The sequence below is a fragment of the Pedobacter sp. PF22-3 genome (assembly GCF_026239555.1).
Lineage (GTDB): Bacteria > Bacteroidota > Bacteroidia > Sphingobacteriales > Sphingobacteriaceae > Pedobacter.
Genome location: NZ_JAPIVP010000012.1, coordinates 129,813 through 148,778 on the forward strand (window position 1 = coordinate 129,813; position 18,966 = coordinate 148,778).

9 protein-coding genes are annotated in these 18,966 nt (G+C 38.6%); 8 read left to right on the forward strand and 1 reads right to left on the reverse strand.

What is annotated here, in order from left to right:
- Nucleotides 1–88 precede the first annotated feature (88 nt).
- Complete coding sequence (kbl, locus tag OQX63_RS16080) at nt 89–1,276, reverse strand: glycine C-acetyltransferase (protein WP_265851842.1); 1,188 nt, start codon at nt 1,274–1,276, stop codon at nt 89–91.
- Between the two features lie 241 nt (nt 1,277–1,517).
- Between kbl and OQX63_RS16085 the strand changes: the two genes are divergently transcribed.
- From OQX63_RS16085 to bglX, 8 genes are all read left to right on the forward strand, one after another.
- On the forward strand, nt 1,518–3,965 hold the full coding sequence (locus OQX63_RS16085) for a DUF5686 and carboxypeptidase regulatory-like domain-containing protein (protein ID WP_265851843.1): 2,448 nt from the start codon (nt 1,518–1,520) through the stop codon (nt 3,963–3,965).
- Between the two features lie 235 nt (nt 3,966–4,200).
- Nucleotides 4,201–5,136 (forward strand): rhodanese-related sulfurtransferase, encoded by a 936-nt coding sequence (locus tag OQX63_RS16090; protein ID WP_265851844.1) that lies wholly within the window; start codon nt 4,201–4,203, stop codon nt 5,134–5,136.
- 267 nt (nt 5,137–5,403) lie between these two features.
- On the forward strand, nt 5,404–8,283 hold the full coding sequence (locus tag OQX63_RS16095) for a ligand-binding sensor domain-containing protein (protein ID WP_265851845.1): 2,880 nt from the start codon (nt 5,404–5,406) through the stop codon (nt 8,281–8,283).
- Between the two features lie 374 nt (nt 8,284–8,657).
- Nucleotides 8,658–11,672 (forward strand): SusC/RagA family TonB-linked outer membrane protein, encoded by a 3,015-nt coding sequence (locus OQX63_RS16100; protein WP_265851846.1) that lies wholly within the window; start codon nt 8,658–8,660, stop codon nt 11,670–11,672.
- 11 nt (nt 11,673–11,683) lie between these two features.
- A complete protein-coding gene (locus OQX63_RS16105) occupies nt 11,684–13,165 on the forward strand; it encodes a RagB/SusD family nutrient uptake outer membrane protein (protein WP_265851847.1) in 1,482 nt (493 codons plus the stop codon).
- A gap of 59 nt (nt 13,166–13,224) precedes the next feature.
- Complete coding sequence (locus tag OQX63_RS16110) at nt 13,225–14,610, forward strand: glucoamylase family protein (RefSeq protein WP_265851848.1); 1,386 nt, start codon at nt 13,225–13,227, stop codon at nt 14,608–14,610.
- A 164-nt stretch (nt 14,611–14,774) separates the two neighbouring features.
- The gene (locus OQX63_RS16115; protein ID WP_265851849.1) at nt 14,775–16,520 is read left to right on the forward strand and encodes a discoidin domain-containing protein; all 1,746 of its coding nucleotides are present in this window, start codon (nt 14,775–14,777) and stop codon (nt 16,518–16,520) included.
- A 147-nt stretch (nt 16,521–16,667) separates the two neighbouring features.
- Nucleotides 16,668–18,965, forward strand: a complete 2,298-nt coding sequence (gene bglX, locus OQX63_RS16120) for a beta-glucosidase BglX (RefSeq protein WP_265851850.1) — start codon at nt 16,668–16,670, stop codon at nt 18,963–18,965.
- Nucleotide 18,966: the final 1 nt, after the last annotated feature.

The window sequence follows — 18,966 nt, forward strand, 5'->3', positions numbered from 1 at the left end:
GTTTACAATGCCATTATAAAAGAAAATGAACCCAAACAACAAAAGCCGCTTTGAGCGGCTTTTGTTGTTTATATAAAATTATAAGGTTTTAAATTACCGCTAATTCTTTTCCTACTTTAGTAAATGCGGCTATTGCCTTATCTAAATGATGTTGCTCGTGCGCGGCAGATAATTGCACGCGGATTCTGGCTTTGCCCTGAGGTACTACCGGATAAAAGAACCCGATTACATAAATTCCTTCTTCCAACATTTTAGCCGCGAATTGCTGTGCAATTTTAGCATCGTATAACATTACCGGAACAATTGGATGGAACCCAGGCTTAATGTCAAAACCTGCCTCCGTCATTTTTTCGCGGAAATATTTGGTATTTTTTTCTAATTTATCCCTTAATGATGTAGTTTCGCTCAACATATCCAATACCGCAATAGATGCACCTGCAATTGCCGGCGCCAAAGTATTAGAGAACAGATAAGGACGCGACCTTTGGCGTAACATATCGATAATTTCTTTCTTACCCGAAGTAAAACCACCAGACGCACCGCCTAAAGCTTTACCCAAAGTACCTGTAATGATATCGATCCGGTCCATCACATTAAAATGTTCATGTGTTCCGCGACCGTTTTTACCGATAAAACCAGTACAATGCGACTCATCAATCATGATCAATGCTTCATATTTATCGGCTAAATCTGCAATCTTATCCAGGGGAGCCACAGATCCGTCCATAGAGAAAGCACCATCGGTAACAATGATCCTGTGTCTGCAATCTTTGGCCGCAATTAACTGTTTCTCCAAATCTTCCATATCGGCATTTTTATAACGAAAACGCTGTGCCTTACACAATCTAACCCCATCTATAATGGATGCGTGATTTAACTCATCGGAAATAATAGCATCTTCTGCATTAAATAATGGTTCAAAAACGCCGCCGTTTGCATCAAAAGCAGCAGCATATAAAATGGTATCCTCCGTACCTAAAAATTTAGAGATCTTTGCTTCAAGTTCCTTGTGCACATCTTGTGTACCGCAGATAAAACGTACCGAAGACATTCCATAGCCATGATCGTCGATTGCTTTTTTAGCTGCTTCTATCACTTTTGGATGAGAAGAAAGCCCTAAATAATTATTTGCACAAAAGTTAACCACTTCAGTACCACCGCTTACTTTAATGTCGGCCCCCTGAGGGGTAACGATGATCCGTTCACGTTTAAATAATCCAGCGTTTTCAATTTCTTCAAGTTCCTTTTGGAGAACAGGTTGTAATGTTTTATACATGGCCCTTTTTATATGGTTGATTTGACTTCAAAGTTATAAAAAAAAGTCTTTTCCGACCTAAAATGGCAATTTTATCCTTATATTTTGTATACAAATGTTTCTCTGTTCAGATCAATATTCCCGTGATGAATTTTTAAAAACCATTTATCACGGTTTTTTTTTCGATCTTAACAAACTTTAACACCAACCTATGTGTATAGTGTTAAAGTTATTCGATATTTATAGCTTACTAACCCAACATATGATAAGAATTTTCGCACTCCTATTTTTTTGCGGCATCACCAATTTTGCATTTGCACAACATTTTACAGTTACTGGCATTATTAAAGATACGAACGGACAACCTGTTCCATTTGCATCTGTTTATTTAAAAAACACTACTTCGGGAACTTCTGCAAATGTTGATGGAAAATATTCGATCAAGGTGAAAAGCGGTGAGCATACCTTAAGTTTTAGGGCTGTAGGTTACAAACAGCAGGAGCATATTGTAAATTCGACAACCGATATTTCGCTTAATGTAACACTAACACCAGAGAGTTATACTTTAGAAAACGTAAATATCAGTGCAAATGCCGAGGATCCGGCTTATGTGATTATCCGTAAAGCGATTAAAGAACGAAAAAATCACTTAGATGAGGTTAAGGCTTTCAGTTGCGATGTGTATATTAAAGGTGTTCAGCGTTTAAGGGGCGCACCGAAAAAGTTTTTCGGACGGGATATCCAGAAAGTTTTAGAACTAGATACCAACCGTAAAGGCATTATCTATTTATCAGAATCGCAGAGCAAGTTCAATTTCAGACGGCCTAATGATGTGCACGAAGAAATGATTTCTTCAAAAGTTGCGGGTAGAAACAATGCTTTCAGCTTTAACAAGGCATCTGATCTGATCATCAATTTTTACGATAATTACCTGCTCGAAAACAAATTGAGTGCAAGGGGATTTATCTCTCCCATTGCAGATAATGCCCTTTTTTATTACAAGTACAAATTACTCGGCGAAAGCAAAGAAAATGGAGAAACCATCCATAAAATAGAAGTAATCCCGCGCCGTGAAAACGACCCGGTTTTTAGAGGGATTATTTATATTGTTGATGATAGCTGGAGAATTTACAACACCGATGTATACCTGACTAAAAACGCAGGGATCAACTTTATCGATACCTTAAACATTAGCCAACAGTTTACCAAGGTTAATGAAGTTTACATGCCTACCGCCATTAATTTTCAATTTGCGGGCAATGTGCTAGGGTTTAAAATCGCTGGTTATTTTGTAGGGATCTACAGCAATTACAACCTCGACCCTAAATTCCCAAAAAACTTTTTCAATGGCGAAATTTTAAAGGTTACCGAAATGGTAAATAAAAAAGATTCCGTTTACTGGAAAAACAACAGGCCTATCCCCTTAACCGCAGATGAAAAAATCAATTACGCTAAAAAAGATAGTGTTGCCAAATTAAAAGAATCAAAAAAATACCTCGATTCTTTGGAAAAAGACAACAATAAGTTTGGGATAGGCAAATTGTTGTTACACGGATATAGCGTTAACGATAGATATGATAAGGAATATTGGTCTTTCGACCCAGTACTTAGGGCTATATTTTACAATACGGTAGAAGGTTTCGCCATTAAATACGGTGTTACTTATAAAAAGGAATTTGAGAATAGAAGATCTTATTCTGTTCGACCAGAGTTGAGATACGGATTTGCCAACCAGAAGCTTACCGGAAATTTAAGCGGAAGTTATTATTACAACCCGCTTAAGCGCGCCAGTGTAGGTGCCTCGTTCGGAACGGGCATATTCGATCTGAACAATCTGGGCTCTATGACACAGTTGGGCAATACCATCAACTCATTATTTTATGAGAAAAACTTTGCCAAATTTTACGAAAAGAGTTTTATAAATATTAATACTACCCGTGAACTGACCTCAGGTCTGCAAGGAAGTCTGGCTATAGATTACAGCAGGAATAAAAGCCTCACGAATAACTCTACCTTTAAATTTATAGATGCGAAAGACCGCGAATTTACTTCGAACAATCCTTTCAACCCTACATCAGACACGCCACTTTTCCCAACCTATAATTCGTTTAGCGCCACGGCAAGTTTAACCTATACTTTTGGACAACAGTACATTACCCGTCCGGATGGTAAGTTTTACACCGAATCGAAGTTTCCAAAAGTGACGTTATTGTATAAAAAAGGCTTTAATGGTGTACTGAACAGCGATATTGACTACGATTTTGTAAAACTCGAAGTATCACAAGATAGGATCGGAATGGGATTATGGGGATATACCTCGTTTTTAGCTGGCGTAGGTAAGTTCCTGAACAACAAAAACATGTATTACCCTGATTTTAAACATTTCGCAGGTAACATTTCTACCATATTTCCTCCAAATTTAAGGAAATTTCAATATTTAGATTTTTACCAGTTCAGTACCAATCAACAATATTTCGAAGCCCACTTAGAACATAATTTCGCGGGTTTCTTTATGAACAAAATTCCATTGTTGCGTAAAGCGAAGCTTGAAGAATTTATTGGGGGTGGTTATTTATCATCTCCTGAAAAAAGGAATTACAAAGAATTTTATTTTGGTATTCAACGCCTGGTATTGCGGGCAAGTTATGGTTTTGCATATGATGGTGGAACCAAGCTAACTCAAGGATTTAGAATATCTTATGGCTTCTAGGATGGAAGATATTTGATGTAAGATGGATGATGGCAGGCAATACATTATCCATTTTACATTTTTATATAATTTATCTATTCAGGAAACAGGAAGTTGTGAAGCCGGTTGGCAATTCCATCTTACATTTTCCATTTTAGATTATAAAAAACCTTCTACCTTCAACCTTTTCGCCTTCAACCTTTTTTACTATCTTTGCCCCGCTTTAAACGCCGTTTGCAACGGTATCAACAGCGTTATGAAAAAATATCAAACACTACTTTACTATTGCTATAGTTACATAGCAGAGGCAGAACAATTTGCTGCCGATCACCTTAAATTTTGTAAATCATTAGGTTTAGTTGGCCGTATTATCGTTGCCGACGAAGGTTTAAACGGTACCGTTTCTGGCACTGCCGAAGCCTGTAAAGCCTATATGGAAGCTATACATGCGGACGAAAGGTTTGCCAAAACTGAATTTAAGATTGATAATGTTGAAGAACTTTCTTTCCTGAAAATGCACTGCCGTTACAAATCGGAAATTGTACATTCTGGATTAAGAGATACTTCGATTATTGATCCGAACAAACAAACGGGTAAACATTTAGAGCCGGTCGATTTCATGAAAATGAAAGATGATGAGGATGTAATAATTCTTGATGTACGCTCGAATTACGAACATAACCTCGGTAAATTTAAAAATGCACTAACGCTTGATATTGAGAATTTTCGTGATTTCCCAGAGCAGATTAATCAGCTTGCCCAATATAAAGACAAGAAAATACTAACCTATTGCACTGGAGGGATTAAATGCGAAAAAGCATCTGCCCTATTGTTGCACCATGGCTTTAACGATGTTTATCAATTGCACGGCGGTATCATTAAATATGGTAAGGAAGCCGGCGGAAAAGATTTTGAGGGTAAATGTTATGTATTTGATAATCGCATAGCTGTAGATGTAAACCAGGTTAACCCAACAGTAGTTTCAGTTTGCTACAATTGTGGTGTTACTACGCCAAAAATGATCAACTGTGCCAATCCAGAATGCAACGAGCATATTACCCAATGCGATGCCTGTGGTGAACAGCTTCAGGGTTGCTGCTCCGTAGCATGTACAACCAATCCCCGCAAACGCCCTTATGATGGAACGGGTTATTATGTAAAGGTACCGCAGCCGGTAGCGATGAAAGGGTAAAGAAATTAAATAGAAAGACCGTCATCTCGATCCGATAGCTATCGGATGAAACGCAGTGAAATGGAGAGATCTCTTGAGATAGATTTTGCTTCGCAGAGCCTTCGGGTTCTCGACTTCGGTGCACTCCGCTCGAAATGACGGCAATTTTAGAAACTATTGAAAGTTCGATCTTTTTCGTGTGTGATTTGTTTACATCTGCCACCGCCCGCCTATTTTAAACAATTTTTCATTACTTTGTGCTATAATGGGTTTACCCAATAACAGTTTATGCTAAACTACTTCAGGCTTTTACTACTATTATCCTGCTTTGCTATAACCAGCGCTGCATCAGAAATAAAAAGTATAGGCGTTCCGTACATCGAAAATTACCCAAAAGCTACTTATTCGTCAGGAAACCAGAACTGGAGTATAGCCAAAGATCAAAATGGTGTAATGTACTTTGGCAATGCTGAAGGATTGTTAACTTTTGATGGACGTTATTGGCAGAAATACCAAATGCCAAACCGACAGATTGTTAGAGCAGTTGCCACCGATAACAAAGGAAAAATTTATACCGGTAGCTTTGGTGAGTTTGGCTACTGGGCAATTAAAAACAATAAATTAAGTTACCATTCTCTTACCAATTTGTTGCCGAAAGACATAAAAATTGATGATGAGGTATGGAAAATCTATGTAGATCCGGACAGAGTAATCTTCCAGTCTTTTTCCAAAATATTTATTTATAAGAACAACCAAATAGAGGTGATAAAATCACCATCTTCATTTCTTTTTTTGCACAAGGTAAACAACAGGTATTTTATCGAGGTGCTGGAAAAAGGTTTATTTGAACTGAGTGGCAATAAATTAGTTTTTATCCCTAAAAGTGAAAAGCTGGGCAAAGAAGGGATATTATCTATTCTTCCTTATAAGAATAACGGCCTGATCATTGGAACCAGTAAACAAGGATTATTTACTTACAACGGTAAAGATTTTACACCTCTAAATACACCCGCTAATAATTACCTTAAAACCTATCAGCTTAACAACGGCGTAAGTTTGCTGGGCAAGTATTTTGCATATGGCACCATTCTCAACGGTTTGATCATAATAGATGAGAATGGAAAAATTGTGCAGCGGATCAATAAATCGAGCGGTTTACAAAATAATACAGTTTTAAGCTTATATGCGGATAACGAGCAAAACCTTTGGGCAGGATTAGATAACGGCATCGACCGAATAGAACTCAATTCGCCCTTATATTTTTATTTTGATAAAACAGGTCAGTTTGGAACGGTTTATTCCAGTATTATTTTCAACAATAAAATTTACCTCGGCACGAATCAGGGGCTATTTTACAGCGAGTGGTCACCAGATAATCTTCTTCCCTTCAATTTCCGTTTAATTCCCAATTCACAGGGTCAGGTTTGGGAGCTGGCCATTATCGATAATGAACTAATTTGCGGCCATAACAGTGGTACGTTTAAAGTTCTGGGTAATAAAATCGAATGGATATCAAGGCTGGCAGGTGGCTGGACCATCAAGAGACTTAATTCAAACCCAAATTACCTTATTCAGGGAACTTATACAGGCTTATCTTTATTTACCAAGTCGTCAGGTGCAGAATTAAAGTTTTCAGGCAAAATAGCTGGTTTTACAGCGCCTTCAAGATATGTTGAACAAGATAACAGAGGCGATATCTGGGTTGGCCATGCCTACAAAGGCTTATTTAAATTGAGCCTAAGTCCGGATTACACCAAAGTAACCAGTACTAAATACTTCGATGAGAAGAATGGTTTACCCGGTAATTATAACATTAACATTTTCAACCTGGAGAATAAGATTGTTTTTTCATCTGATGCAGGTTTTTATACCTATGACGACCTGAGCAATAAATTCACCAAATACGAAGTACTGAATAAAAGCCTGGGTTCTTTCGAAACCTCTAACAAAATTATCCCTGCTGGCAGTAAAAAATATTGGTTTATAAATCATGGTAAAACCGCTCTGGTTAACTTTAGCGAGCCGGGCAAGGTAGGAATCGATTCAAATCAATTTAGTATTTTGGATGGCCGGATGGTACAATACTATGAAAATATCAGTCGCATTAGCAATTCTATTTACCTGATCAGTGTTGATGATGGTTTTGTAATCTATAATCCTACTGCTCAGCTCAATCAGGAAAAGAAAAAACTGCCGACTGTTTTAATCAGGCGTGTTGAAGACATTACCGATAAATTCTCGCTAATCAGCGAAGCTGGAAATGATGAGGAATCAACAGAAATTCATAACAGCAGGAATAATATCCGGATCTCTTACGCCTTGCCATATTACAGGCAGGCTAAAGTAAGGTATCAGTTTTACCTGGAAGGTTACTCCCACGCCTGGTCTGACTGGACTTATGCTACACAGAAAGATTTCACCAATTTAAGCGCAGGCACCTATACTTTCAAAGTGAGGGCAAAAGTTGACGACAATACAGTTAGTACCGAAACACTTTACAAATTTACCATTTTACGCCCATGGTACCTGAACAATTGGGCCATTTTATTATACACCATCCTATTTGTAGTGGTTTTAATCCTGGGTAAAAAGATATATGAAAGGAAACTAAAGCGCGATAGTCAAAAGATTACCGATCGCTTAAAAGCCGAGCAACAGGAAAAGTTTAGGCAGGAAGCCGAAATCAGCGAAAAGCAGATTATTAAATTACAAACAGAGAAACTGCAGGCCGAACTGGCTTCGAAAAATAGGGAGTTGGCCAACTCGGCAATGACGTTGGTTTATAAGAACGAATTGCTCCAAAAACTGGCTGACGACATCACCAAGTTGAAAGACGAAAATGGCAAGAAACTTTCTGATGAGCAGACCCGCAAGATACAAAAAGTAATAAACGACGGGATGAATGATGAACGTGACTGGCACTTGTTTGAAAATAGTTTTAACGAAGCGCATGAAAGTTTCTTTAAAAAGTTAAAGGCACAGCATCCTGATCTTGTTCCGAATGATTTAAAACTTTGTGCTTACCTGCGGATGAACATGAGCAGTAAAGAAATGTCATCGTTATTGAACATCAGTTTACGTGGTGTAGAGATCCGCAGGTACCGCCTCCGCAAGAAGCTCGAAGTACCACACGATAAAAACTTAACTGAGTTTTTGATGGAGCTTTAAGCGCTCGACTTTGCTCGATTTCTTTCGTTTTTCAGCTATATAACTGAACAAAATTGACGCTGATAAAAACTACAAAAACAAGGAATATGGCCTAATTCTATGCTACCTTACAGAATTGGCACTACATCATTACCTCTCATAGCCATTTTTACAACCCCACAAAACACTTAGTGTTATTTGTACACTTGTGTATGTGTTAAAATTATGTTAAAATCCCAAAAACTGCGTTTTTAGGCCAAAATCGCATTTGGTTTAATGACGTGAGGTACCCCACAATGCAATATGATGTATTAATGTAGAGGTACAAACACTTGCACATCAGCAAAAACAACCCCACATTTAACTAACAATTAAACTAAAATTTATAATAAAGCATGAAAAGAATCTTTACAAGACTTTCTGTTCTCGCTGCACTTTGTTTGCTAACAATTAACGTAGCATTTGCGCAAAACATTACCATAAAAGGTAAGGTAATTGATGGAGGTGACAAAACACCTTTACCTGGCGTAACTATATTAGTTAAGGGCACACAAACTGGTACGCAAACAGACGTGAACGGTGGCTACTCCATTAGCGCACCGGCGAATGCCACATTAGTATTTAACTTTGTAGGCTACACAGCGCTTGAGCAGGCTGTAAATAGTCAAACCACTATTAATGTATCATTAGCATCATCAACACAGCAACTAGAGCAAGTTGTGGTTGTAGGTTACGGTACGCAGAGAAAAATTGATGTTACTGGATCGGTAGCTTCAGTTAAAGGAGAAGATATCAACAAACAACCTTCTACCAATCCAATAAGTGCTTTGCAAGGTAAAGTTGCTGGGGTTTCAATCAGTAACAATGCCACACCAGGTTCTGCTCCTCAGATTACCATTCGTGGAACAGGAACTATTTATGGTAATACCGGACCATTATATGTGGTTGATGGTGTTTGGTATGATGACATTACCTTTTTAAATCCTGCAGATATCGCGAGCATCAACATCCTTAAAGATGCTTCAAGTCAATCTATATATGGAGTTAGAGCTGCTAACGGTGTAGTATTAGTTACTACTGTTAAGGGGAAAAATGGAAATGCAACTATTAATTACAATGGTACAGTTGGTCTGCAAAGCGTAACTAACCAGGTTAAAATGACAGATGCAAGCGAATATGCCACAGCTGTAAATGAGGCTTATAAAATTAACGGTGCAGCTAATCCATTGTTCGCAAGTACAAATTTAGGAGCAGGAACAGATTGGTACGACCAGGTTTTACGTACAGCTATGATTAATAACCATCAGGTTTCTGTTAATGGGGCCAGCGAAAAATCTAGTTATAATTTTTCGTTGGGTTACGTTAATCAGGATGGGATTATTACCAATAACAATTATAAAAGGTATACCGCCCGTTTATCTAACGATTTTCAAGTTTTCAAAAATTTAAAAGTCGGGTATAATGTTACCGGAAGTTCAAGCAAATCAAATAATGCTCCGGCATCAATCTACCGTGCTTTATACACAGCTTCTCCTGTTGTACCTGTATTTAATGCTGATGGTAGCTATGGAGATCCGAATAGTTTCCAGCTAGGTAACGGAAGTAATGTAAATCCACAGGCAACAATTGATTTTAATAACAGCATCACTTCAAAATACAGGATTACTGGAAATGTGTATGCTGAACTAAAATTTGCAAAACATTTCACCTTTAAAACAAGTGCAGGCGGTGATTTTGGACAAGAAGAAAATAGAATTTACACGCCATTGTATTATGCCACAACCGGACAGAATACTAAGATAAGTACACTCTCTATTGGTAGAACGGAAACAAGAAATTGGATTTTAGAGAATACGTTAACCTATGAGAATAAATGGAACGACCATAACTTAACCATATTGGCTGGACAAACCGCGCAGCGTTATAAATCTTATACAATGACCGGAACAGCCCAAAATGTACCTTATACTAGAGACGGCGATCTATACCTAAGCTTAGGAAATGCAGCAGGAAGAACCATAGAAGATTCTGGATCGTTAAACACGGCCACTTCTTATTTCGGTAGAATTAATTACAGTTTCAAAAACAAGTATTTATTAAATGCTTCATTGAGGGGTGACGCTGCATCACAATTTTTTGGTGGTAGTGATTTATGGGGATATTTCCCATCAGTAGGTGCTGGATGGGTTATAAGCAACGAAGATTTCATGAAAGATCAAAAAATCTTTAGTAACTTAAAGCTTCGTGGTAGCTGGGGTAAAGTAGGTAATGCTGGTGTTCCAATTAACCCTACAACCTTAACTGTTAATCAAAGCGCTGCTTTAATTGCTTTCTATAACGGGATTGCCAATACAGGAGCAAGTGTAACTACAATAGTTCCTCCAGCGCTTTTCTGGGAACGCAGTGCAGGAACAGATATTGGCTTAGAAATGGGCTTTTTAAATAATAAATTATCAGTTGAAGCCGATTACTATAACAGAAAAACTGAACAGGCTATTTTTAACATCCCAATTTTAGGTTCTCTCGGTACATCAAATAGCGTATTATTAGGCAATCAAGCCGATTTTAGAAACCGTGGTTTTGAATTATCAGCAACTTGGTCTGATAAAACTTCAGGCGGTTTAACTTATTCAATCAGTGGCAATATTGGCATCAATAATAATAAAGTATTAAATGTAACTTCTGGTTCAAATCCAATTGATGCCGGAGGTGATGGTTTAAACAACGCTGTAGTTCCAACAAGAACAGTAGTTGGTATGCCGATCGGTTCTTTCTATGGCTATCAGGTAGTAGGCATTCTCCAAACAGCCCAAGAAGCTGCGGCTTCAGGTATGCCAGGCGCAAGAGCTGGTGATTTTAAATATGCTGATTTAAATGGAGATGGAATTGTTGACTCAAAAGATAAAACCTTCCTGGGTAATCCAAACCCGAAATACACCTATGGCATTAACACCAATTTTGCTTACAAAAATTTCGATTTAACGCTTGATATTCAAGGCGTAGCAGATGTAGACGTATTTAATGCAAATCTGGGTAATAGATTTGGTAATGAGAACTACACCAAAGACTTTTACGATAACAGATGGACAGGACCTGGATCTACAAATACTTACCCATCAACTAGTTTAGCTGGTGGTAATAACAATCAAACCAATTCATTTTATGTTGAAAGCGGTGCTTATATCAGGTTGAGAAATATTCAATTAGGTTATAATTTACCTCAATCATTAGTATCTAAATGGAAGATGCAAAAACTAAGAGTATTTGCCAATGCACAAAATGCAGTTAATCTGTTTGGATATAAAGGTTTTACTCCTGAGGTTGGAGGTGTACCAACAAAAGCAGGTATAGATTTTAACGTGTATCCAATGTTTGCTACGTATAACATCGGTATAAACTTAACCTTTTAATTGATTTTAACATGAAAACATATATAAATATAAGTTTACAAAAATGGTGTGCAGTTGGTGTATTATCAACCTTAATTTTTGCATCATCTTGTAAAAAAAGCTTTTTAAATGTTGATCCACAAGGTCAACAAGCAGCGCAACAATTCTGGAAAACACAAGAAGATGCTACCAAAGGAGTAAATGCGATATATGCAAATTTACGTACATGGGAAAACTTGGCTTTCCCTGCTTTAGCCATCGAAAGTACAGGTTCTGATGAAGCAGATAAAGGTAGTACTGTAACAGATGCTGCGTTTTTTAACCTTTACGACACCTTTACTGTTACTTCTACAGAAGGTTCGTTACAGAGTTTTTGGACAGGACAGTACAGGAACATCAACCTCTGTAACCAGGTTTTAGATAACATTCCAAACATTTCAATGGATGCAAGCTTGAAAGCTCGTTATTTAGCTGAAGCAAAATTTGTTAGGGCTTACTCTTATTTCAGATTGGTTAGGGCTTATGGCGGTGTTCCTTTAAGATTAAAAGTACCTGCTGACGCATCCGAATACAATATCCCTAGAGCGGATAAAGCAACTGTTTACGCGCAAATTGAAAAAGACTTAAGCCAAGCCGCAGCAGTATTGCCAGCATCTTATGGAACTTCAGACATCGGAAGAGCTACAAAAGGAGCCGCAATTGGAATGCATGCTAAAGTAGCCATGTATCAACAAAAGTGGAATGACGTTTTATCTTTGACCAATCAGGTAATCGGCATGGGTTACTCACTTTTCCCAGATTTTGAGAAAGGATTTCGCACGCAAAATGAGAATAATGTAGAATCCTTATTTGAGGTTCAATGCGAATTTGTTCCAGGCAATAATGATGCCTCAAACTCTCAATATAGTCAGGTTCAAGGCGTGGCTGGAGAACCAGCTGGTGGATGGGGATTCAATACTCCATCTGCAGAACTAATCGCTGCTTTTGAGCCCGGTGACCCAAGAAAAGATGCAACCATTCTATTCCCAGGAGAAACTACTCCACAAGGCGACTTTATCAAACCAAATGTTGTAAATATTGGTTACAACCAAAAGTCTTATGTTCCTTTCAGCATGTTCGTTTCAGGCAATCAAGGTTCTCAGCAAAATTTCAGAGTATTGAGATTTGCCGACATTTTATTAATGAATGCTGAAGCAGCTAATGAACTTAATAATCCATCACTTGCCCTAACATCATTAAATAAAGTTCGTGCACGTGCAAGAGGAACGGCTACAGGCATTCTTCCTGATGTTACAACTACTGACAAAGTAGCACTACGAGCTGCAATTTATAAAGAAAGACAAGTTGAATTAGCTTTAGAAAGTGACAGACTTTTTGATGTAATCCGTCAAGGAAGAGGTGCAGCCGTTTTTGGTGTTAAAGGCTTTAAAGCCAATAAAAATGAAGTATGGCCAATTCCACAAACAGAAATTGATTTAAGTGGTGGTTTGTTAACGCAAAACCCAGGTTATTAATTGTACCATCTGATAAAAGGTTGCCGGTCATCGCCGGCAGCCTTTCCTTTATTAATCATATGCAAAAAATTATCCTCAATAAAATTACGCACTTACTGATCGCGATCCTATGTCCGGTTTTAATTTTTGCTTCTTGTGTAAAAAGCAAAAGTACCAATGATGATCCCGATTTAACGATCAAAAAGAATCTCTCCGACGCTGAATTATTGGATCTCGTTCAAAAACAAACTTTCCAATATTTTTGGGATGGTGCAGAACCCACATCAGGTGCAGGCAGGGAGCGTTTCCATGTGGATAATGTATATCCCGAAAATGATAAAAGTACGGTTGCGACAGGTGCCACAGGCTTTGGCTTAATGGCGATTTTAAGCGGGATTGACAGGAAGTATGTAACCAAAAAAGAAGGTTTAGACCGCTTAAATAAAATATTGGATTTTCTATCCAGGGCCGACCGCTTTCATGGTGCATGGCCACACTGGATTTATGGCGAAACAGGTAAAGTACGTCCATTCGGACAAAAAGACAATGGGGGCGATCTTGTAGAAACATCATTTGTTGCACAGGCATTGATCTGCATTAACGAATATTATAAAAATGGTACGGCAGCCGAAAAAGCTTTAGCTAAAAAAGCTGACGAACTTTGGAAAGGCATTGATTTTAACTGGTACCGCAATGGAGGCCAAAATGTATTATACTGGCATTGGTCGCCAGAGTACAATTGGGAAATGGATTTCCCGGTAAAAGGCTATAACGAATGTTTAATTATGTACGTAATGGCAGCCTCTTCTCCTACTCATGGCGTACCAGCCAAAGTTTATCATGAAGGCTGGGCAAGAGGAGGAGCAATTAAGGCAAATTTCGATCTGTATGGACATCATATCCCGTTAGATTATCAAGGTGCAAAAAATTCTGTGGGTCCATTATTCTGGGCACACTATTCATATTTAGGTTTAAATCCGAAAGGATTAAAGGACCGTTATGCCGATTATTGGCAAAACAATGTTAATCAAACATTGGCCATACACGATTATTGCGTGGCCAATCCAAAGAAATTTAAAGGTTATGGAGAAAATAGCTGGGGTTTAACGGCCAGTTATTCAGTAAAAGGATATGCTGCGCATAGTCTGCAGGAAGATTACGGTGTAATTTCGCCTACCGCGGCCATATCTTCTATACCTTATACCCCAAAAGAATCGATGAAGGTAATCAGACACCTCTATGAAGATTTGGGTGATAAAGTTTGGGGTAAATATGGCTTCTACGACGCTTTTTCTGAAACAGATAACTGGTATCCTAAAAAGTATTTAGGCATAGACCAGGGTCCAATGGTGGTCATGATTGAAAATTACCGTTCTGGCCTTCTATGGAAGTTATTTATGGGAAATAAGGATGTGAAACAAGGATTAACAAAACTTGGATTTGAAAGCCCCGAAATAAATAAATAATAGCTGGTATGTATAAAGGTCGACCACCTATTTACAGATCAAGTTCGGAGAAGATATGATTTTTGAATATTGATAACAAAAGATTGGAAGTTTATAGTCTATAAATCATCGGGCAATAAGTAACCTTCGAATCTGTAGCTAAAAAATTGATGCAGCGTAATATTATGAAAAGAACCATACTTACAGTTTCATTTTTGATTTCACTTTTAGCAGTATTTGCTCAAAAACAGAAAACCTATTGCAATCCCATCAATATAGATTATGGTTATACACCGTTCGAATCTTTTACAGAATGGGGAAAACACCGCGCCACTGCCGATCCGGTAATCGTAAATTATAAAGGCGATTTCTATCTGTTCAGCACCAACCAATGGGGTTACTGGCACAGTGCCGATATGCTGAACTGGAAATTCCACGAAAGAAAATTTCTTCGCCCATGGAATAAAACCAGAGATGAACTTTGTGCACCAGGAGTAGGCATTGTAGGTGATACGATGGTGGTTTTCGGCAGCACCTATACTAAAAACTTTACCCTGTGGGGAAGCACCGATCCTAAAGGCAACAAATGGTTTCCTTTGGTTGATTCTTTAGAAATAGGTGGCTGGGATCCAGCATTTTTTACCGACGATGATGGTAAATTTTACATGTACAATGGGAGCAGCAACAACTATCCTATGTACGGCGTAGAATTAGACCGCAAAACTTTTAAACCCAAAGGTACCCGTATGCCAATGTATTTACTTCAGAGCTGGAGATATGGATGGCAGCGTTTTGGCGAATATATGGACGATACTTTCCTCGATCCTTTTGCCGAAGGTGCCTGGATGACTAAACATAATGGGAAATATTATTTCCAGTATGGTGCTCCTGGAACTGAATTTAGTGGCTACTCAGACGGCGTGGTAGTGGGTACCAAACCTCTTTTTTATGATACGCCCACAACTCCACAATCCGATCCTTTGAGTTATAAAGGCGGAGGATTTTCCCGCGGTGCAGGTCACGGTGCAACCTTTCAGGACAATAGCAAAAATTATTGGCATATTTCTACCAGCATTATCTGCGTAAAAAATACCTGGGAACGCCGGATGGGGATCTGGCCAACCGGTTTTGATCAAGACGACGTAATGTGGACCAATACTGCCTTTGGCGATTATCCACTTTATTTACCTTCAGAAAGAAAAGAAGGCGGACCTGCCGGGCCTGGCTGGATGCTCATTAACTACAAAAAACCGGTAACCGTCTCCTCTACCCTTGGCGGCTTTAACGCCAATAATGCGGTTGACGAAAACATTAAAACCTATTGGAGTGCCAAAACAGCAAATAATGGCGAATGGATCCAGACTGATTTGGGCAGTCTTGCAACCGTTAACGCTATCCAGATCAATTATGCTGATCAGGATGCTGAATTTTTAGGAAAACAGATAGGAATTTATCATCAATATAAAATTCTTTCCTCAACAGATGGAAAAAAATGGAGCATGCTTGTTGATAAAAGCCAGAATAAAACAGATGTTCCACATGACTACATTGAACTCCAGAAACCAGTTAAAACGAGGTTCATTAAAATTGTAAACATCCACATGCCTACCGGAAAATTTGCCATTAGTGGATTACGCGTTTTTGGTAACGGAAATGGTGAGAAACCCGCAAAAGTGAAAAATCTGATCGTTTTAAGGACGGAAAAAGATAAACGCAGTGCCTACATTAAATGGGAGCCAGTTGATAATGCCTTTGCCTATAACCTTTATTACGGCACTGCACCTGACAAACTGTACAACTGCATTATGATCCACGATTTTAATGAGTACTGGTTCAAAGCAATGGACAGCCAGAAAGCTTATTATTTTTCTATAGAAGCAATAAACGAGAACGGCGTATCGGTAAAAACCGAGGTTAAGAAAGTTGATTAAAATAAATGCCCACGCTCGTTTGCAACGAGTGTGAAAATAAAGAATCGCTTTAAGCGATTAATGGTTAAACACGATAAAATCGTAAAGCTATTCAGGCACTCGTTGAAAACGAGCGCCAGCTAATAAAAAGAATAAAACACATATATAATGAAGAGAGCGAATATCCTGGTTGTTTTTTTAACCCTGTTTGTACTGAACGGATCGGCACAGACCAAAAAACCTGTTTCTGTAGAAGAAGCAAAGATGAACAGCTTCATCAGCAACCTGATGGCGAAAATGACCGTTGATGAAAAAATTGGGCAGCTGAATTTGCCAAGTTCTGGCGATATTACCACAGGACAGGCAAACAGCAGCGACATTTCTAAAAAAATTAAAGCCGGACAAGTTGGTGGTTTATTCAACATCAAGGGGGTTGAAAAGATTAAAGCGGTACAAAAAATAGCGGTTGAAAACAGCCGTATGAAAATCCCATTGCTTTTCGGAATGGACGTGATCCATGGATACAATACCGTTTTCCCCATCCCTTTGGGCGTTAGCTGTATCTGGGATATGGCCACCGTGCAAAAATCGGCCCGTATAGCAGCAATAGAAGCCAGTGCTAGTGGGATTAACTGGACTTTCTCGCCTATGGTTGATATTTCAAGAGATCCACGCTGGGGCCGTATTTCAGAAGGAAGCGGTGAAGATGCTTATTTAGGCTCACAAATTGCCGCAGCAATGGTAAAAGGCTACCAGGGAAAACTACAGGCCAACAATGAAATTTTAGCCTGTGTAAAACATTATGCGCTTTATGGTGCAGCTGAAGCTGGTAGAGACTATAACACCACAGATATGAGTAAAGTACGGATGTACAATGAATATTTCCCACCCTATAAAGCCGCTGTTGATGCAGGTGCAGCCAGCATTATGGCTTCTTTTAACGAAGTTGATGGCATTCCGGCTACTGGAAGCAAATGGTTAATGACGGATGTTTTACGGAATCAATGGGGGTTTAAAGGTTTTGTGGTGACCGATTATACCGGTATTCCTGAAATGATTGCACATGGCATGGGTGATCTGCAAACTGTTTCTGCTTTGGCTTTAAATGCAGGTATTGATATGGATATGGTAGGTGAAGGCTTTTTAGGTACTTTAAAAAAATCATTGGCTGAGAAAAAAGTCGGTATGGCGCAGATCGATAGAGCCTGCCGGTTAGTGCTTCAGGCAAAATACAAATTGGGTTTATTTACAGATCCATTTAAATTTTGCAATACTGAAAGAGCAGCAAAAGAGGTTTTTAGTCCGGCTAACCGCCAGGTGGCACGCGAAGTTGCAACAGAAAGTTTTGTGCTTTTGAAAAATAACAATAATGTACTTCCATTAAAAAAATCAGGTACCATTGGCTTAATTGGCCCATTGGCAGATAATACCGCTAATATGTACGGTACCTGGAGTGTTGCTGCCCTTTTTGATCAATCGGTAACTGTACTTCAAGGCTTAAAAAATGCACTGGGTGATAAAGCAAGGATTTTAACCGCACGTGGTGCTAATTTTTTAGCCGATTCGGCTATGGAGCAGCGTTATGTAAACATCCACAATCCAACATACAAACGTGATCCGCGTACAGAAGCTGAAATGATCAAAGAAGCTTTAGAAGTAGCTAAAAAATCAGATGTTATTGTGGCTACGATTGGCGAAGGTTCTGAATTTACGGGCGAAAGCAGCAGTGTAACTGATATCCAGATTCCTGAAACACAGAAAAACCTTTTAAAAGCTTTGGCTAAAACTGGCAAGCCAGTAGTATTGGTATTGTTTACAGGCCGTCCGTTGGCATTGAATTGGGAACAGCAAAACATTCCGGCTATCTTAAATGTATGGTTCCCAGGCAGCGAAGCAGGAAATGCAATTGCCGATGTACTTTTTGGCGATGTTAATCCATCCGGAAAACTAAGTGCAACTTTTCCTCAAAACGTAGGTCAGGTGCCGTTGTATTATGCCCATAAAAATACAGGTCGCCCATTGGCTGAAGGTAAATGGTTCGAAAAATTCCGTTCCAACTATTTAGACGTAAGCAATGATCCATTGTATCCTTTTGGTTTTGGTTTAAGCTATACATCATTTAATTATAGTGATTTTAAATTGAGTGCAAATACCTTAAGCAAAGGAAAATCGATCACAGCATCCGTTACGTTAAGCAATACAGGTAAATACGAAGGTAAAGAAGTTGTTCAGTTATATATCCAGGATCTTGTTGGAAGCATTACCCGCCCGATAAAAGAGCTAAAAGGTTTCCAAAAGATTAATTTAAAAGCTGGAGAAAGTAAAACCGTTACTTTCAATATTTCTGAGAACGACCTTAAATTTTACAATTCAGATCTTAAATTCGTTGCAGAACCTGGCGATTTCAAGGTATTTATTGGTACAAATTCACGCGATGTAAAAGAAGCATCTTTTACGTTGAAATAAG